Genomic DNA, 20,797 nt, shown 5'->3' with positions numbered 1-20,797 from the left:
AATATGAGTAAATTATTAGGAAAAGTTGCTATTATTACAGGGGCTTCTAGAGGGATAGGCAGAGCTATAGCAATAGAGCTTGGAAAAGAAGGAGCATCTATAATTATTAATTATTCTAAAGATGATGATGGAGCTAAAGAAACATTAAATATACTTACAGATTTGGGGGTCACATCTCATGTAATAAAAAAAGATATATCTACCTTTGAAGGAGCTAAAGAGTTGGTATGTGAAGTTTTAAAGCATTTTGGTAAAATAGATATATTAGTTAATAATGCAGCTAGAAGTGAAATAGGATTATTTATGGATGCAAGTAAAGAAGATATAGAGAGATTACTTGATACAAACTTGTTAGGGCCAATGTATTTAAGTAAACATACAATTCCACATATGATTGGGAAAGATGGTGTAATCCTTAATATATCATCTATGTGGGGAGATATAGGAGCTTCCTGTGAAGTTATATATTCAACATCAAAAGGAGGTTTAAACTTATTTACTAAAGCATTAGCAAAGGAAATGGCACCATCAAAAATAAGAGTAAATGCAATAGCTCCTGGAGTAATAGATACAAAAATGAATTCTTTTTTAAATGAAGAAGATAAAAAGCGTTTAGAAGAAGAAATTCCAATTGGAAGATTTGGATTGCCAGAAGAAATAGGGAAAACAGCAGTTTTTTTATGTAGTAGTGATTCAAGTTATATTACAGGCCAAATTATTAGAGTTGATGGTTCATATATTTAAAAAAATAGATTGATTGAAGTTGGTCTAACATTGATAAAGACGAAATTCAATTAATCTATTTCTATTTTTATTTAATTATTCACATCTGTAGCTTTAGGAAGGTAATATTTAAATTCAACACCAGTATGAGTATTAGCTAAAGAATATTTAAAGTTATGAAGTTCTAAAAGATTCTTTACTATTGATAAACCAAGTCCAGTACTATTTTGAACTCTTTGTCGTGCTTTATCTACTCTATAAAATTTATTAAATAGCTTGTCAAGTTCATTAGGGTCAATATAACTACCTTTATTTAAAACAGAAATTTTATATAAATCATCTTCTTCGCAAATAGATATCACAATATCATTATTTTCAGGAGTATATTTAATGGCATTAGTAATAAGATTTGTTAATACTTGTTCCATTTGAAATATATCTGCAAATACATAAGAATATGCAGTTGATTCATTAAAAATAATATGTAGATGATTTTCTTCAGCATTAACAGAATGCTTTTTTACTAGTTTGCTTAATAATCTATTAATATTGAAAGTTTCAAATTTAGGTTTTATAACTCCAGATTCTAGTTTTGAAAGTTCAAGCATATTAGAAACTAGAACTCCCATTTTTTTAGACTCATCTATAATAGTTTCTAAATACATAGATGTATTTTCACCTGATACTATGCCATCTTTTATTCCTTCAGCATAACCTTCTATAATTCCTATAGGAGTTTTAAGTTCATGACTTACAGAAGCTATAAAATCCTTTCTCATAAGTTCTAGACTTCTTTCTTTTTCAATATCAGCTTCTAATTTTTGATTTTTCTCTTTAAGATCTTTTAAAGCATTGTCAAGATTTGAAGATAAGAAGTTAAGTGTATTTGCAAGGCTTCCTATTTCATCTTGAGAACTTATAGTACATCGTTCATTAAAATCCATTTTACTCATCTTAAGTGCAACATTATTTAGCCTAATAAGAGGCTTTGAAATGAGATTTGAGTAGAATGATGATAGAAATATTGAAATAAATATAAATCCAATAAATATGTAAACATAAAATTGGCTCATAACATCGGATGCTTCCTGTATTGGTTGTATGGATGCTATAGCTATAACAAAACAATCATTTTTAGAATTCAAAGACATAGATGAAGCAACACCTATTTTTCTATTTCCAGAAATGTCATCATCAAATGTTTCAACTATAGGTTGATCCTTTGTAAGCATTTTAGGCAGAGAGCCTTTATTTAGCAAAATATTAAAAAATATTTGAAATGTATTATCACTAGATGGTGTATTACTTTTGTCAGGAAGAGTTAAAAACTCACCATTTGAAGATAAAATAGCAACTTTTGAATTTGTCTTTTCTTCAAGGTTTTTCATGGCAGTAAGTAGACCAGAACTATTAGATAATTCAAATGAATATAAGCGTTTAAAACTACTAACCTCAGTAACCAAACGACTTTGCTTTTGCTTTTCATAAAAACCTTGGAAGAAAACCTTCTGAAAAATTAAGGTTGTAGCCATTAATGTAATTAGTAAACCTAAAGTTATAAAAAAAAGTTTAAATGATAATTTTTGTTTCATTTTAATGCACCTCAAATTTATAGCCGCTACCTCGTACAGTTACAATATAGCCAGCTTTTTCTCCAAGTTTTTCTCTTAGTCTTTTTACATTTGTGTCCACAGTTCTAATATCACCATAATAATCTATGCCCCAAACATGGTCTAAAATATTGTCTCTAGAAAGAGCTATCGATTCATTATCAACTAAATAAACTAGTAAGTCATATTCTTTAGGGGAAAGTGATAGTGGAACATCATTTATTTTAACTTCCCTTGATAATTTGTTAACTATAAGTCCTTTGTAATCTTGAGAGCTTGAATCAACATCTTCTCTTGTTCTTTTTAACAAAGCTTTTACTTTAGCAACTAAGACTTTAGGGCTAAAAGGTTTAGTAACGTAATCATCAGCACCTATATCATAGCCTTGTAGTTTATCTTCTTCTTGGTCCTTAGCAGTTAAAAGTATAACTGGAAGGGTAGAGACTTCACGAATTTTATCAAGAAGTGTTAAACCGTCCATAACAGGCATCATTATATCTAATATTATAAGGTCAACTTTTTTCTCTTTAAATATATTTAAAGCTTCTTCACCATTTTCTGCTTCATAAATTGTGAAACCTTCTTTTGAGAAGTAGTCTCTAAGCAAAAATCTTATTCTAAATTCATCTTCAACTATAAGAATAGTTTTCTTCATATATAATCTCTCCAATTCTAGGTAAATTTAAATGTTAATTTAAGGTTGTATACCTAATATTATATATAAAAGTAGCAAGATATAAAATAGAATAATATAATATTATTATTGTAATGTATATAGATAAAGGTTATATTTAAACTTATTATATAAAAAAGATGAGGAGATTTTGAATGGAAAAATTAAATTTCGATGTAGAGAAGCATATTTTAAGTAATGGATTGAAAATTTTAACTATAAAAAAAGACACACATATTGCCTCGATTAATATAGGAATAAAAGTAGGAGCTTTAAATGAAACTTTAGAGGAAAAGGGAATAAGTCATTTTGTTGAGCATATGATTTTCAAAGGTACAAAAAAGAGAAGTAATGAAGAGCTAAATCATGAGTTAGAATCTTTAGGGGGAGAATATAATGCCTATACTGAATATAATTCTACTGTTTATACGATAAGTTGTTTAAGTGAAGAACTTGCAAACGGAGTAGAACTTCTTGCTGATATGATAACTTCATCAAGTTTTTCAAAGGAAGAAATTGAAAAAGAGAGAGGGGTAATACTTGCAGAAATAAGAACTAGTAAGGACGATATAGAAGATTTAAGTTTTAAAAAAGTAAATGAGATAGCATTTGAGACAAGTCCTTTAAAATATGATGTTACTGGAATAGAAAAAAAAGTTAAAAATTTTACAAGAGAAGATATAGTGAACTTTTACAAAAAGTATTATAGTCCTAAGAATAGCTTAATTACAATTGTTTCTTCAATGGAGCATGAAGTGGCAAAAAAACTTATAGAAGAAAAATTTGTTTCATGGGAAGGTTCAGAAGTTAAAGAACCAAAAGTAACCCAAGAAAAAAATGCAAATATAAAAATAACTAGTTATAAAAATGATATGGAACAAAGTACAATAGTATATTTATATACATTTTATGATTTAGATAAGGAATATGAATTACCTTTAAGAATACTAAATCATAGGTTGGGAGAAAGTTCAAATTCATTGCTATTTAGAGAGATTAGGGAAAAAAGAGGATTGGCATATGATATATATACTCAATTAGATATGACAAAATATATAAAAACGTTATATATATATACAGCAGTAGCAGATGAAGATGTAGAAGAGACAATAAATGCGATAGATGAAACATTAGATGGAATAGTAAATGGGCAAATTGTAGTTGGAGATAGAGACTTAGATATAATGAAGAAAGTTCATAAAACAGCAGTTATATCTACTTTGGAGGATTCAGCAGAATTATGTAATTATATACTTCATCAAGACCTTGAAGATGAGGATATATTTGAGTTTTTAAAGGATATGGAAGGATTAAACACCTTAAATAGGGGAAAAATATATGAAGTATCAAAACTTGTTTTAAAAAATCCTACGATACATATTCTGAAATCTTCAAGGGAGTAGGAAAAATGGCTAAGATAACTCAAATAGAAAATCAAAAGAAAAATAAGGATAGAGTAAATATATATTTAGACCATAACTATGCTTTTGCAGTAAATATAGAACTTGTCTACAAAGAAGGGTTAAAACTGAATTTAGAAATTGATGAAAAAAAACTTTATGAAATAGTTAAAAAAGATAATTTTATTAAGTGTAAAGAAGCATCTCTTAGGATAATTGAGAGAAATTACAAAACAGAAAAAGAAATTAAGGAAAAGTTAAGGGAAAAGGGATATGATTTAGAAGAAGTATTGAAAACATTAGAATTTTTAAAAGAATATAATTTTGTAAATGATGAATTATATACCAAGATGTATGTAAAAGATAAGCTTAAAACTCAAGGCAGAGAAAAAATAAAATATACATTATTAAATAAAGGTATCGATAATAATCTTATAGAAGAAGAATTTAGTTTAATTGATAAAGATGAAGAAAAAAATATAGCTATAGAACTAGCAAGAAAGAAGTATTTATCACTAATTAAAAAAGAAAGTGATAGTTATAAATTGTGGAATAAACTTTGTAGATTTTTATTAGGAAAAGGTTATAATTATTCTATAGCTAAAGAAGTTATTCAAGAGGTTATTCATATGGATTAAAGGAGAAATTTTAGTATGAATTTTGATATTCAAACAATTTTATGTATAGGAGTTATATTGATTTCCATAATTGCAACAATGTTAAGAGTTATTCATAGTGATGATTTAGATGATGCAATAGAACCTATTTTATCAGGTTTTGCAACTATAATAGCATTTTTTATTATTATTGGTTTCTATGAAAAAATTAGTTTGGAAACTAATAATATTTTAAATAAATATTTTTCAGGTAGTATAGTTAACAGTGGAATATCACGTGTTTTATCCTTAGTTTTAGTGTTTTTTTTAATAAAGTTTATAATAGAAACTTTATTGAAAATAATAAATTCCTTATCATTGAGTAATGCAATAAAAAAGTTAAATATAAATAAAGGATTTTTAATTATATTTTCCACTATTTTTGGTGCTATAAGAGGAATGATAGGAATAGTTATATTATGTATTACTCTAATTTTATATAATAGTATTGCTTCGGGGAATAGACATATAGATGTTTTAGATAATTTAGCAGCATATAATAAACTTGAAAGGATTATTGATGAAAGTAAAATTCAAAAAGTTTCAAATGGCATACTAGAAAGTGTTTCTAATAATAAAGTATATTATTATAATGGTGTCACAATAGATGAAGGAGTTAAATCAAATAATCAAATAGATAATAAAGCTGTTGAAATAACAAAAAAGGATAAAACTGATAGAGAAAAAGCTAAAAGTATTTATACATGGGTTGGAAGCAATATAGTATATGATGATGCAAAAGCTACTCAAGTTATGAGTCAAGCTTCTTCAAATTATGAAAGTGGAGCAATACCAGCATTTAGGGATAAAAAGGGAATATGTTTTGATTATGCATGTTTGTATACAGCTATGGTAAAAGCAATTGGGCTTAAAAGCAGGGTGGTCATAGGAGAAGCCTTCAATGGAAATGAATATATAAGTCACTCTTGGAATCAAGTATATCTTAAAGATGAAGGAAAGTGGGTTAATGTAGATTCAACATTTTATCCAGCAGGAGAATATTTTGATAGTGAGAATTTTAATAAAGAATATAGAACTAAAAATATAGCGGGAGAGTTTTAGAAACTCTCCTATTTTTTGACTATACGAGAAGTTATAAGTTTAATAGCTTTTTCACAATCTGTATCTTCATTATTAAGAGCCCATGCAATATTAAAATTTATTAGGGCTTTATTTGTATCTTCTTTCATAGCATAACAATAACCGAGATTAAAGTAATATTTGCTCTCCTTATGTAGTTGAAGAGCTTCTTTTATCATAGTTATTGCATTATCGTATTCTCTCAATTTAATGAAGCAAACTCCAGAATTGTAATATGAACAGGCTTCATTATCTTTTATCTCAATTGCCTTTTTGTAACAATCGATAGCTCTTTTATAGTCTTGAGTATTATAGAGTTTATTACCTTCATTAAAAAAGCTCATATGCCCTCCTTTAATATAATTTAAAGTAGTTTGTTCTTTATGATTATAGACATAGTTGTTATATTATATACAAAAATAACATATCATATTACCATTTATTGAAAGTTTAAATCAATCTTAAAATATGATGTGAAACTTGAAAAACATAATAGAAACGGTATAATATTAAGTAGTCATAAAATATATAAGTAGGTGTATGAATGAAAAAATATAGTATAGGATTAGACGTTGGCTCAACAACCGTTAAGGTTGTTGTATTAGATTACAACCAAAATATATTGTACAGTAACTATAAAAGACACTTTTCTGATATAAGAAGTACCATAATAGAAATAATTAAAGAAGCATATATCAGTGTTGGTGAGGCCTTGGTTACAGTAAGTGTTACTGGATCAGGAGGCCTTTCTGTTTCTAAGTGGCTTAATGTAGATTTTGTACAAGAAGTAATAGCATGCACTAAAACAGTAGAAGAATTAGTGCCAGAAACAGATGTTGCTATTGAACTTGGTGGAGAGGATGCAAAGATTACATATTTTAAGGGTGGAATAGAACAGAGAATGAATGGTACATGTGCAGGGGGTACAGGCGCATTTATAGATCAAATGGCAGCACTTTTAAATACAGATGCATCAGGACTTAATGATTTAGCTAAATGCTATAAAGTTATTTATCCTATAGCATCTAGATGTGGAGTTTTTGCTAAAACAGATGTACAACCTTTAATAAATGAAGGGGCAAAAACAGAAGATATAGCAGCGTCTATATTACAGGCAGTAGTAAATCAAACAATAAGTGGGCTTGCTTGCGGAAAGCCAATAAGAGGAAAGGTGGCATTTTTAGGAGGCCCTTTGTTCTTCTTATCAGAGCTTAGGCAAAGATTTATTGATACTTTAGAATTAAAGGATGATGAAATAGTATTTCCTGAAAATTCACAGCTATTTGTTGCTCATGGAGCAGCACTTTTATCTCAAAAATCAAAAGAAATTGAAATAAAAGATTTAGTTAAAAAAGTTGAAAAAATTTCAGGTATAAGTGATGATGGGGTAGAAAGACTTAATCCTTTATTTAAAGATGAGGACGATTATAAAAAGTTTACTGAAAGACATAGCAGAGCAAAAGCAAAAAGAGCTGATATAAAAAACTATAAAGGAAAAGCTTTTTTAGGTATAGATGCAGGGTCTACAACAACAAAAGTTGTATTAATAAATGATAATGGGGATATATTATATAACTATTATGGAAGTAATGGGGGGAATCCACTAAATAAGGTTATAGAAATTTTGAAGGATTTGTATTCAAAATTAAATGAAGATATAGAGATAGTTAATTCAACTGTAACAGGGTATGGAGAAGCTTTAATAAAAGCAGCTCTACATGTTGATATTGGAGAAATTGAAACTATTGCTCATTACAAAGCATCAGAATATTTTTTACCTGGAGTAGATTTTATTCTAGACATTGGTGGACAAGATATGAAGTGCTTAAGAATAAAGAATGGAGTAATAGACTCTATATTATTAAATGAAGCATGTTCATCAGGTTGTGGATCTTTCATAGAAAGTTTTGGAAAATCTCTAAATATGAAAGTTGAGGATTTTGCTAAGGCTGCAGTATCATCAAAAGCACCAGTAGACTTAGGTTCTAGATGTACTGTATTTATGAATTCTAGGGTTAAGCAAGCTCAAAAAGAAGGTGCACAAGTTTCAGATATTTCTGCAGGACTATCTTACTCAGTTATTAAAAATGCTTTATTCAAGGTTATAAAAATAAGAGATGAAAAAGAAATGGGCGAAAAGATAATTGTTCAAGGTGGTACATTCTATAATGATGCAGTACTTAGAAGTTTTGAACTCATCTCAGGAAGAGAAGCTATAAGACCAGATATAGCAGGTATTATGGGTGCATTTGGGTCAGCTATAATTTCAAAGGAAAGATATGTTGAAGGAAATAAATCTAGCTTATTAAGCAAGGAAAAAATAGATAGTTTTACAATGAAAGCAGATTTTAGAAGATGTGGACTTTGTGGAAATAACTGCTTATTAACTGTAAATAAATTTTCTACAGATGAGGAATTTATTTCAGGAAATAGATGTGAAAGAGGTCTAGGAATAGAAAGGACTAAGGAAGAGGTTCCTAATTTATTTAAGTATAAGTTAAAGAGAACTTTTAATTATATTCCATTAAAGAAGGAAGAAGCTAAAAGAGGTTCAATAGGTATTCCAAGAGTGCTAAATATGTATGAAAATTATCCACTTTGGTTTACTTTGCTTACAAACCTTGGATTTAGGGTTGAACTTTCTCCTATTTCAAGCAAAAAGGTTTATGAGTTGGGGATAGAGACAATTCCATCAGAATCAGCATGTTATCCAGCTAAGATTTCACATGGACATATTATGTCTCTTGTAAATAGAGGAATAGAAACAATATTTTATCCATGTATTTCTTATGAAAGAAAGGAATTTAGTGATGCAAATAATCACTATAATTGCCCTATGGTAACTTCATATCCAGAAGTAATAAAAAATAATATGGATATAATTAAAGAAAAAAATATTAAATTTATGGAACCTTTCTTATCATTAGAAGACAAAGATGTTTTGGCTAAAAGAATTGTAGAAGAATTTAAAGAGTTTAATGTTACCAAAGAAGAAGCTAAGAAAGCAGTTTATGAAGCTTTTCTTGAAAGAGATAGGTTTGATAAGGATTTAAGAGAAAAAGGAAAAGAAGTTTTAGAATATATAAATAAGACTGGCAAGAAGGGGATAGTTCTAGCAGGTAGACCATATCATATAGATCCAGAAATACATCATGGGATACCAGATATAATTACTTCTTTTGATATGCCTGTATTAACAGAAGATAGTATAGTGTACTTGGGAGAATTAAATGAACCATTAAGAGTTGTTGATCAATGGACATATCATTCAAGATTATATAGAGCAGCAAATTTTGTATCAAAAAATGATTCCTTAGAACTTATACAACTTAATTCTTTTGGATGTGGACTTGATGCAGTGACTACAGATCAAGTAGCTGAATTGTTAGCTTCGAGAGGAAAGATATATACATGCTTGAAGATTGATGAAGGTAATAATTTAGGTGCAGCTAAGATAAGAATAAGATCATTAAAAGCAGCTATGGAAGAAAGAGAAAGAGATGGATATATTCCATATTTTGAAAAGATAGAGTATAAAAACCCTATATTTACAAAAGAAATGAAAAAGAATCATACAATACTTGCACCACAAATGTCACCAATTCATTTTGATATTATAGAAGAAGCTGTGAGATCTTGCGGATATAATTTAGAAGTTCTTCCATCAATTGATAATGAAGCTGTTGAATATGGATTAAAATATGTAAACAATGATGCATGTTATCCTTCTATAATAGTGGTAGGGCAAATAATACACGGATTGAAATCAGGTAAATATGATGTAAATAATACTTCAGTAATAATTACACAAACAGGTGGAGGATGTAGGGCTACCAATTATGTCGGATTCTTAAAAAAAGCATTAAGAGAAGCTGGATTTGAGCAAATTCCAATACTTTCATTAAATGCTGTAGGACTTGAAAAACAACCAGGGTTTAAAGTTTCTTTAAAGCTTATACAGAGAGCTCTTATGGCACTTGTTTATGGAGATTTATTTATGAGAGTTCTATATAGAACTAGACCTTATGAGAAAGTTAAAGGATCAGCAAATGCTCTTCATGAAAAATGGAACAAGATAGCTAAAGAAAATGTTCAAAATGGAAGTAAAAGAGAATTTAATTCAAATATTAAAAAGATTGTTGAAGAATTTGATAACCTTGAATGTCTAGACATAGTTAAACCTAGAGTAGGGTTAGTTGGAGAAATATTAGTTAAATTCCATCCAACAGCTAATAATGATGTAGTTAATATAATTGAGTCAGAAGGAGCAGAAGCTGTAATGCCTGATTTAATGGATTTCTTCTTCTATTCTGCATATGATGAAGATTTTAAGTATAAAAATTTAGGTGCTAGCAAGCTAAATAGAAATATGTATATGCTAGCAATTGGATATATGGAAAGTTATAGAAAAACTATGAAAAAGGTTTTAGATGCTTCAAAGAGATTCCATGCACCTAAGCATATAGTAGAACTTGGTAAAATGGCATCACCAATACTTTCTCTTGGAAATCAAACTGGAGAAGGATGGTTCTTAACAGCAGAAATGATTGAACTTATTGAAAGTGGAGCAGATAATATTATATGTATGCAACCATTTGCTTGTTTACCAAATCATGTTACAGGTAAAGGGATGATTAAAGCATTAAAAGAAAAATATCCATCTGCTAATATAGTTGCTGTTGACTATGATCCAGGAGCTTCTCAGGTTAACCAACTTAATAGAATTAAGTTAATGTTATCAGTTGCATTTAAAAAAGTAGAAGAAATAACTTTAGAATTACCAGCTGATAGAGAAGCAAGTATAACCAATGATGGAATATTTTTTAGCGAAAATTAAAAAATAAATTTAGAAAAGGTAGAATTATATTTTAATAATTCTATCTTTTTTTAAAAATTTAAATGAAGAATAAAAAAGATAAAGGTGGACATTATATTATGGAGGTGATGATGATGAGTAATAAAATGAAAGAAAATAATACAAGAAAAAAGAAAAATATAAATCATAATCCACAAGCTGAAAGTGTCAAATCTGTTTTTGGAGATCCTAAAGCAAAAGAGTATGATCCTACAGATTTTAAAATTTGATAAAAATATATATGAAAAAGACATAAATATACAGAAGGTATATTTATGTCTTTTTTTTGAACATGAATATAGTAATCAAATTCTATGCCAAAAATGTAATCGATATCATAAAATTCTAAAATAGAAGCATGAAATAGATATTTTACATAAAAATTACTTAAAGCTGATTAAAGGCGTATTTTGTGAAAATTGGTATAAAATAGAAAGGAATTGTGAGAAAATATACATATGAGATATTAAAAAATAAGTTTGAAAATTTGCAAAAAAATAAATATTTACTTTTTTGCAAATATCTTAAAGAGGCAGTTTTCTATCCTAAATTATTTTGACGAATAATTGGATATATTTTTGGGGGATTTACGAGTACTACAGGACACTTTATGAAAATATGTAGAAAAAAATACAATATATGTGAGAAAATAATAAAAACTATGACTTAGAGGGGGAGAAATAATGAACAAAAAATTATGTGCTTTAATAGGAGCATTAGTTGTAGGTTCAATATTAACTACAACTAATGCAATTGCAAGTACAGGACCTACTGAAAATCCTGTGCCTAACTATAAAAGTACTTATACATGGAACAAAGCAAATACAGGAGCAGGTGGCGGTTATATCCCAGCCATCATATTCAACCAAAGTGAAAAAGATTTAATATATACACGTACAGATATGGGGGGAGCATATAGATGGGATTCAAAAACTAATTCATGGATAGGATTATCAGATTGGATAGGCTATGATAATTGGAATCTGCTTGGTTGTGAAAGTTTAGCTACAGATCCTGTAGAGACAAATAGAGTATATATAGCTGCAGGTACATATACAAATGATTGGGCAGGAAATGGGGCAATTTTAAGATCTACAGATAAAGGCGATACTTGGGAAAAAACAGATTTGCCATTTAAAATAGGTGGAAATATGCCAGGACGTTCAATGGGAGAAAGATTGGTAATCGACCCAAATGATGATAAGATACTTTATCTTGGAACACATAATGGAAATGGTTTATGGAAAAGTGAGGATTATGGAGTAACTTGGAATAAGGTAGAGTCATTTACTAATACAGGTGATTATGTTGATCCAAACTTTAAGGATACAACTGGAGTAGTATGGGTTACATTTGATCCTAGCACAGGAAGCAAAGGAAGTGCTACACAAACAATATATGTTGGAGTAGCTGATACGAAAAATAGTATTTATAAAAGTAGTGATGGTGGAAAGACATGGAATGCTGTAGAAGGACAACCTAATTTAGCAAATCAACCAAGTTGGATAACCATTGATGACACTACAAAGCAAAAAATACCAAGAGCGTTCCTACCATATCATGGGGTTTTAGCATCAGATGGAAATTTGTATATTACATATAGTAATGATTGTGGACCTTATGATGGAAGTAGAGGAGACGTTTGGAAGTATAATACAAAGACTGGTGAATGGAAAAATGTAAGTCCAATACCATCAAGTAGTGATGATAATTACTTTGGGTATGGTGGTTTAGCTGTAGACCCTCAAAATCCAAATACAATAGCAGTAACAACTATATCATCATGGTGGCCTGATACTCATATTTATCGTAGTACAGATGGAGGAGCAACATGGAAATCAGCATGGGAATGGGAAGGATATCCAACACGTAAGCTTAATTACACTATGGATATATCTAAAGCACCATGGCTTGATTGGGGAACCGTTGCACAAATACCAGAGGTAAATCCAAAGCTTGGATGGATGACTGGAGGAATATCTATAGATCCATTTAACTCTGATAGGATGATGTATGGTACAGGAGCTACTCTTTATGGTAGTGATAATTTCACAAATTGGGATAAAGGTGAAAAGATTAAGATAGATGTAAAAGCAACAGGTATTGAAGAAGAAAATGTATTAGCATTGGCAAGTCCTTCATCAGGAACAGCACATTTAATCACTGGCATGGGAGATGTAAGTGGTTTTGTTCATGATGATTTAACAGCTGTTCCGAAAACTATGATGAATACACCAAACTTTAATACATGTAGCATAGATTATGCTGAAACAAAGGCAAACTTTGTAGTAAGATCAGGAAATGTTTCTAAGGATAAAAAGAATACTACAAGGAGCTGTGCATTTTCTTATGATGGAGGACATAATTGGTTTTCAGGACAAGATATTCCTGGAATTAGTGAAGAAGCTGGTGGAACTGTTGCAGCAGCAGCAGATGCAAGTGTAGTAGTTTGGAGTCCAAGTGGATCTGGAACTAAGAAAGCTTATTATTCAACAAATAATGGTAGTGCGTGGATTGCAACTAGTGGTTTACCTGATGGAGCAAAAGTAGCATCAGATCGTGTTAATCCAAAGAAATTCTATGGTTATGTAAATGGAGAATTTTATGTAAGTACTGATGGTGGAGCAACATTTGCTAAAACATCTGCAGCAGGATTACCTGTTAATGGTAAGTTTAAAGCTGTACCAGGAATGGAAGGAGAAATATGGCTTGCTGGTGGTGCTGATGGTATGTGGCATTCTAAAGATTCAGGTAATAGCTTTACAAAGATAGATGGAGTTCAATCAGCAGAGACGGTTGGATTTGGTAAAGCAGGAGAAGGAAAAGACTATATGTCAATTTATACTGGTGCAAAAATAGGAGATATTCGTGGAATATTTAGATCAGATGATGAAGGTAAAACATGGATAAGAATAAATGATGATAATCATCAATATGGAGCTGCAAATGCTGATATTTCAGGAGATCCAAGGATTTATGGAAGAGTATATATAGCAACTAATGGCTTAGGCGCTATATATGGAGATATAAAAGAAGAAGAAAAACCACTTTATGGAGATGTAAATGATGATGGAGAAATAGGCTTAGCTGATTTTGTACTCCTAAAAAAATATATATGCGGAGTTAAATTAAATAATTTTGATTTGAAAAATGCTGATGTAAATCAAGATGGAGTAATAAACATACTAGATTTAGCAACATTAAAAGATATTATGTAATATATCGTAAAATATTAAAAAAAGTATCTTAAAATACTTATTGTAATAAAAAAGTGTTTTATGACAATATAAGGGTAATAAAAGAAAAAAAGTAGAAATATAGAAGAAAAATGTGTAATAATATGGAAGGCAATATTCAAGTTAGTAGACTCAAAATTAATATAGATGGAGTTTTTACCTATATTAATTTTAGTATATAAATAAATTTTTATAATATTTGGGAGGGGAAATATAAATGAAAAGATTAAAAGTTTGTTCAATTATTACAGCAGCATTGGTATCTGCATCAATAACAGCACCAATCAGCAATTCAACAGCTTTTGCAAAAGAAAATAATACTAATGTACAAATGTTAAGTTCAGATAAGATAGCTGCAACAGAAAGCAGCAAAGTTACTATAGATGTAACAAATAGTAATAATGCTACTAGTACAAATGCTTTAAACCCTAAGTTTAAAATAACAAATACATCAGGGGAAGCAATAAATCTTTCAGATTTGAAATTAAAATATTACTACAATTCAGATGGAAGTGAAAAACAAAATTTCTGGTGTGACTATTCAGGAACAACATCAGGAACTTACAAAAACTTCACAGGAAATGTTGTAGGAAGTATTAATCCATATACAACAGCAGATGGTGGTAACACTAATACTTATTTGCAAATTGCATTTAATAGTGCAGCTGGAACACTTGAAGCTGGTCAAACAATGGAGGTTCAAACAAGAATTGCTAAGGAGAATTGGACAAACTATGACCAATCAAATGATTATTCATTCAATGCAAATGGTACATCACCTTGGAACAAGGTAACAGCAGAACTTGGAAGTGAACTTATATGGGGGCAAGGACCAGTTCCAATTAAAGATTCAGTAATTAATCCTAAAAATGTTGAAGTAGATAAGGCTGCCATAAAAGATGCAACTATAAATGTGGATTATCAAGGAAATACTTTAAGTGCAATTAAAAATGGCGATTATACTTTAGCTAAGGGTAAAGATTACACAGAAGCTGATGGAAAGGTAGTATTAAGTCAAAGTTATTTAAGCACATTATCATTAGGAGATTATACACTTGCATTTGATTTTAACCAAGGTGCAGATTCAAATTTAGCTCTTACTGTTATAAATTCTAATGCACAAGATTCAGTATTAACACCTAGCAGTATAGATGTAAATAAGTTGGCACTTAAAGATGCTACTGTAGATGTTCAATATAAAGGAAATACACTTAAAACAATAAAAAATGGAGATTCTGTTTTAACTTTAAACAAAGACTATAAAATAGTTGATGGAAAAGTAGTATTAACTAAGTCTTACTTAGGTTCATTACCAGTAGGACAAGCTTCTTTAGTATTCCATTTTGATGGAGGAAAAGATCAAACATTAACTGTTAATGTGGTAGAGGATTCATTAAGTGTAGAAATTGGAAAAGTTAGTGGTAAGCCAGGAGAAACAGTAGTGGTACCAGTAAAAGTTACAGGGATTAAAGCAGATAAAGGCTTATATGCATATAATTTCAAATTAGGTTATGACACAACAAAATTTGAGGATGTAAAAGTTACACCAGCAGAAGGGTGCCCAGAACCAGACTCAACATTCTCAGGATCTGTTGATGTAGAAAATGGAGTAATTAAAGCTAGATTTACAAATTCAACATTAAATGATGATCCATCACAAACAATTTTTAGTGATGGAGTATTAGTAAATATAAGTTTTAAAATAAAAGCAGGCTCAGAACCAGGTGTAAGTCCACTTACAGTAACAGATGAAGGAGAATACTATGGAGTTCCAAAGGAAGTAGGAGATACTGTAGATTTTAATCCTTATAAGGTGAATTATGTAACTGGATCAATAGAGATAGAAGATAACTATGCTAGTTCAATAATAACACCTGATAAAACTGAAGTAAGTAAGCAATCTCCAGATCAAATAAATGTAAGCGTAGATTATAAAGACAATAAGCTTGTAGCAATTAAAAATGGAGATGCTGTTCTAAAAGAAGGAAAAGATTACACAATAGTTGATGGAAAAGTAGTAATTAGTAGAGATTACTTAAAGACATTACCAGTAGGACAAACTGCATTAGTATTTGATTTTAATCATGGAAAAGATCAAACATTAACTATTAATGTAGTGGAAGATTCATTAAATGTAGATATTGCAAAAGTTAGTGGTAAGCCAGGAGATACAGTAGTAGTACCAGTAAAGGCTACAGGAGTTAAAAAGGATAAGGGCTTATATGCATATAACTTCAAGTTGGGATATGATACAACAAAATTTGAAGCAGTAACAGTTACACCAGCAGAAGGATGTCCAAATCCAGATTCAACATTCTCATCAGATGTTGATACAACTAATGGAGTAATTAAAGCTAGATTCACAAATTCAACATTAAATGATGATCCATCAGAAACAATCTTTAGTGATGGAGTATTGGTAAATATAAGCTTTAAAATAAAAGCTGGTGCAGAACCAGGTGTAAGTCCAATTACAGTAAAAGATGCAGGGGAATACTATGGAGTACCAAAGGATTTAGGTGGAGACATAGACTTTAATGCATATAAGGTAGGATATACAACTGGATCAATAGAGATACAAGATAATTATCCTAGTTCAGTAATAACAGCAGATAAAACTGAGGTAAGTAAACAATCACCAGATTCAATAAATGTAAGTGTAGACTATAAGGACAATAAGCTTGTAGCAATTAAAAATGGAGATGTTACCTTAAAAGAAGGAAAAGATTATACAATAACTGATGGAAAAGTAGTAATAAGTAGAGAATATTTAAAGACATTACCAGTAGGACAAACTGCTTTAGTATTTGAGTTTAATCATGGTGGAAACCAAACATTAAATATTAATGTAGTTGAAGATTCATTAGGTGTAGATATTGCAAAAGTTAGTGGCAAACCAGGAGATACAGTAGTGGTACCAGTGTCAGTTAAGGGAATTAAAAAGGATAAGGGCTTATATGCATATAGCTTTAAGTTAGGATATGATACAACAAAATTTGAAGCAGTAACAGTTGCACCAGCAGAGGGGTGCCCAAATCCAGACTCAACATTCTCATCAGATGTTGATACAACTAATGGAATAATTAAAGCTAGATTCACAAATTCAACATTAAATGATGATCCATCAGAAACAATCTTTAGTGATGGAGTGTTAATAAATGTAAGTTTCAAAATAAAAGCTAATGCACAAGCTGGTGTAAGTGCAATTACAGTAAAAGATGCAGGGGAATACTATGGAGTACCAAAGGCAATAGCTGATGATGTAGATTTTAATCCTTATGTAACAAGTTATACTGAAGGTACTGTAACTATAGAAAATGGTACTGATGAACAAAAGGATTCAACAATAACTCCTAACAGTGCAGGATTCGATAAAACAACTCCAAGTGATGTTGATGTAGATGTACAGTATAACGGAAATACTCTTGATGCAATTAAAAATGGAGATACTGCTTTAACTAAGGGTAAAGATTATACAGAATCCAATGGAAAAGTAGTGTTAAGTAAAGATTATTTAAACACATTACCAGAGGGAGACAATACACTTGTATTTGATTTCAATAATGGAAAAGACCAAAGTCTAACTATTAAGGTTAGTAAAACAGTAGTGGCAGTAGATTCTAAGTTAGATAAGGATTCTGCAAGTTTTGATGCAAATAGTCCAGCTGATGTATCAGTAGGTGTACAATATAATGGAAATACTCTTAATGGAATTAAAGATAGCAATAACTATTCTCTAGTAAAGGGAACAGACTATACTGAAAAAGATAACACAATTGTATTATCTCAAAGCTATTTAAGCAAATTAGCAGCAGGTTCAGTAACTCTTACTTTTGACTTTAGTGCAGGTAAAGATCAAACATTAACTGTTAATGTAACAGCAAAAAAATCACAACAGTTAACAATTGCAACAGATTCAATTGATGTTGTAGCAGGACAAACATTTGAAGTTCCAATATTACTAAAGGGTGTTCCAGCAGATGGAATCTTAGTTGGATCAGTAAATATTGATTATGACTCAAAAGTTTTGGAATGTGTTGGAGTAAAGAATGGAGCGTTAATTACAAATCCATCTTCTGATTTCTTTGCTGAAAATACAACTGATTTATCACTTGTTAGTATGAATTTCATGCAATCAAGTAAAGCTGGAGCAAGAAGTATAAAGACTGATGGTACTTTTGCAACTGTAACATTCAAAGTTAAGGCTAATGCAGCAAAAGGAACAACAACATTAAAAGAAGATCCAACACTTAAAATTAATATGTATAAAACTTTAAAAGATTCTATACCATTTGAAGTTAAACTTGGAACTATTAATGTAAAGTAAAAGAAATAGATTAAAAAATATAAGAAGGCTAATCTTTATAGTTGCTTATAAAGATTGGCCACTAAAAAATTAGATACATGATTTTTAAGAAAGGATGATAGCAATGAAGAAAAGGAAGAAATATGTTACTCTATTAATCCTTACTTTCTGTGCATCAATAATAATGCCAAGTTTAGTAAGTAATGCAGCAGAAGATGAAACTTTCAATTATGGTGAGGCTTTACAAAAAGCTATAATGTTTTACGATTTTCAACGTTCAGGCAAATTACCTTCAGATAAAAGGGATAATTGGAGAGCTGATTCAGGTATGAATGATGGGGCAGATGCTGGATTAGATCTTACAGGTGGTTTTTATGATGCAGGAGATCATGTGAAATTTAATTTGCCTATGTCATATACATCAACAATGTTGGCTTGGTCTTTATATGAAGATAGAGATTCTTATGAAAAAAGTGGACAACTTAAATATATAATGGATTCAATTAAATGGGCAAATGATTATTTTATAAAATGTCATCCAGAAAAAGATGTTTACTATTATCAAGTTGGAGATGGAGGAAAAGATCATAATTGGTGGGGACCTCCAGAAGTAATGCAGATGGAAAGACCATCATACAAGTTAGACAAACAAAATCCTGGAACAACAGTTAGTGCAGAAACAGCAGCTTCGCTTGCTTCAGCAGCAATTGTTTTTAAGGATACAGATGCTGAATACTCTGCAACTTGCTTAAAACATGCAAAAGAATTATTTGAATTTGCTGATGAAGCACAAAGCGATACAGGTTATAAAGCAGCATCAGGATATTATTCTTTAAGTAGTGGATTTTGGGATGAACTTTCATGGGCAGCAACTTGGTTATACATAGCAACTAATGATAATTCATATTTACAGAAGGCAGAAAGTTATGTTAGTCATTGGGGAGTTGAACAACAAACAACAACAATATCTTATAAATGGGGACAATGTTGGGATGATGTTCACTTTGGGGCTCAAATTTTGTTAGCAAGAATAACAAATAATTCATTATATAAAGAAAGTGCAGAAAGAAACTTAGATTATTGGACAACTGGATATAATGGAAATAGAGTTCAATATACACCAAAAGGATTAGCATGGATAAGCTCATGGGGAGCATTAAGATATTCAACTACCACAGCCTTTTTAGCAGGAGTATATTCAGAATGGGCAGGATGTACGCCTTCAAAAGTATCAATATACAAAGATTTTATGGAGAGTCAATTAAATTATGCATTAGGAAGTACAGGAAGAAGTTTTGAAGTAGGTTTTGGTACTAATTCTCCCCAAAATCCACATCATAGAGGAGCGCAAGGATCTTGGTTAGATAAGAAAGAAGTACCAGGTTATCAAAGACATATCCTTTATGGAGGGTTAGTAGGAGGACCTAGTGCTGATGATAGTTATAATGATGATGTTGAAGATTTTACTCATAACGAAGTAGCATGTGATTATAATGCTGGTTTTGTTGGGGCATTAGCAAAAATGTATAAGGAGCATGGAGGCAATCCTATAGAAAACTTTAAGTCAATAGAGCCTAAAACTAATGATGAGTTTTATGTAGAAGCTTCTGTAAATGCTAGTGGACCTAATTTTATGGAAGTAAAAGCATATCTATATAACAAATCAGGTTGGCCAGCAAAGGTTGGAGATAAACTTTCTTTTAAGTATTTTATAGACATAAGTGAAATTGTCAAAGCTGGATATAAAGCTGAAGATGTTTCAATAAGTACAAATTATAATCAAGGAGCTAAAGTATCTAATTTAATACCATGGGATGCAGAGAAGAATATATATTATGTTAATGTAGATTTTACAGGAACTAAAATATATCCAGGTGGACAACCACATTATAGGAAAGAAGTTCAATTTAGAATGTCAGCTCCATCTATTGCTCAAAATGCTCCTTATTGGGATAGTACAAATGATTATTCATATGAAGAAATAGAAAAAACACCTGGAGAAGCTCCAATTCAAACAAAAAAGATACCAGTTTATGATGATGGTGTTTTAGTATATGGAAATACTCCAGAGTCAAAAGAAACTATAAATATTGGCGATGTAAATGGAGATGGAGAAGTAACACTTTTAGATTATTTAACTTTAAAGAAATATATAAGTACAATGAATGGAAAAATTGATACTAAGGCAGCTGATATAAATAATGATGGATCAATAAATATTATGGATTTATTCCTTTTACAAGGAATGATATAGGGTA

12 protein-coding genes are annotated in these 20,797 nt (G+C 30.2%); 9 read left to right on the top strand and 3 right to left on the bottom strand.

The genetic code is table 11. The annotated features are described in order from the left end of the window. Nucleotides 1-3 precede the first annotated feature (3 nt). Nucleotides 4-744 (top strand): elongation factor P 5-aminopentanone reductase, encoded by a 741-nt coding sequence (gene ymfI, locus NNC19_RS11800; protein WP_310938857.1) that lies wholly within the window; start codon nt 4-6, stop codon nt 742-744. A 71-nt stretch (nt 745-815) separates the two neighbouring features. On the opposite strand, the gene NNC19_RS11795 is transcribed toward ymfI, so the two are convergent. Next, the gene (locus NNC19_RS11795) at nt 816-2,315 is read right to left on the bottom strand and encodes a HAMP domain-containing sensor histidine kinase (RefSeq protein WP_310938856.1); all 1,500 of its coding nucleotides are present in this window, start codon (nt 2,313-2,315) and stop codon (nt 816-818) included. 1 nt (nt 2,316) lies between these two features. After that, nucleotides 2,317-2,988 (bottom strand): response regulator transcription factor, encoded by a 672-nt coding sequence (locus NNC19_RS11790; protein ID WP_310938855.1) that lies wholly within the window; start codon nt 2,986-2,988, stop codon nt 2,317-2,319. 173 nt (nt 2,989-3,161) lie between these two features. On the opposite strand from NNC19_RS11790, the gene NNC19_RS11785 reads away from it, so the two are divergent. Genes NNC19_RS11785 through NNC19_RS11775 form a run of 3 tightly spaced genes read left to right on the top strand, consistent with a single transcriptional unit; the run spans nt 3,162 to nt 6,124 of the window. Further along, complete coding sequence (locus NNC19_RS11785) at nt 3,162-4,409, top strand: pitrilysin family protein (protein ID WP_310938854.1); 1,248 nt, start codon at nt 3,162-3,164, stop codon at nt 4,407-4,409. A 5-nt stretch (nt 4,410-4,414) separates the two neighbouring features. Continuing rightward, nucleotides 4,415-5,044, top strand: coding sequence for a recombination regulator RecX (gene recX, locus NNC19_RS11780; protein ID WP_310938853.1), 630 nt, complete (start codon nt 4,415-4,417; stop codon nt 5,042-5,044). A 15-nt stretch (nt 5,045-5,059) separates the two neighbouring features. Continuing rightward, nucleotides 5,060-6,124 (top strand): transglutaminase-like domain-containing protein, encoded by a 1,065-nt coding sequence (locus tag NNC19_RS11775; protein ID WP_310938852.1) that lies wholly within the window; start codon nt 5,060-5,062, stop codon nt 6,122-6,124. Between the two features lie 8 nt (nt 6,125-6,132). Here NNC19_RS11775 and NNC19_RS11770 read toward each other — a convergent pair whose 3' ends face one another. Further along, a complete protein-coding gene (locus NNC19_RS11770; protein WP_310938851.1) occupies nt 6,133-6,486 on the bottom strand; it encodes a tetratricopeptide repeat protein in 354 nt (117 codons plus the stop codon). Between the two features lie 200 nt (nt 6,487-6,686). Here NNC19_RS11770 and NNC19_RS11765 point away from each other — a divergent pair, with 200 nt between their 5' ends. The 5 genes from NNC19_RS11765 (at nt 6,687) to NNC19_RS11745 (ending at nt 20,793) form a co-directional block, all read left to right on the top strand. After that, complete coding sequence (locus NNC19_RS11765; protein WP_310938850.1) at nt 6,687-10,979, top strand: acyl-CoA dehydratase activase-related protein; 4,293 nt, start codon at nt 6,687-6,689, stop codon at nt 10,977-10,979. Between the two features lie 113 nt (nt 10,980-11,092). After that, nucleotides 11,093-11,227 (top strand): CPC_1213 family protein, encoded by a 135-nt coding sequence (locus NNC19_RS11760; protein ID WP_310938849.1) that lies wholly within the window; start codon nt 11,093-11,095, stop codon nt 11,225-11,227. A gap of 453 nt (nt 11,228-11,680) precedes the next feature. Further along, entirely contained in the window at nt 11,681-14,215 is a 2,535-nt protein-coding gene (locus NNC19_RS11755) for a dockerin type I domain-containing protein (protein ID WP_310938848.1), read from the top strand. 235 nt (nt 14,216-14,450) lie between these two features. Continuing rightward, the gene (locus tag NNC19_RS11750; protein WP_310938847.1) at nt 14,451-18,560 is read left to right on the top strand and encodes a X2-like carbohydrate binding domain-containing protein; all 4,110 of its coding nucleotides are present in this window, start codon (nt 14,451-14,453) and stop codon (nt 18,558-18,560) included. A gap of 103 nt (nt 18,561-18,663) precedes the next feature. Continuing rightward, a complete protein-coding gene (locus NNC19_RS11745) occupies nt 18,664-20,793 on the top strand; it encodes a glycoside hydrolase family 9 protein (protein WP_396136417.1) in 2,130 nt (709 codons plus the stop codon). Nucleotides 20,794-20,797: the final 4 nt, after the last annotated feature.

It is taken from the genome of Clostridium sp. SHJSY1 (assembly GCF_031626875.1).
Taxonomy (GTDB): domain Bacteria; phylum Bacillota; class Clostridia; order Clostridiales; family Clostridiaceae; genus Clostridium.
The sequence above is the reverse complement of the archived record's forward strand: the minus strand, read 5'-3'. Positions and strand labels throughout refer to the sequence as shown.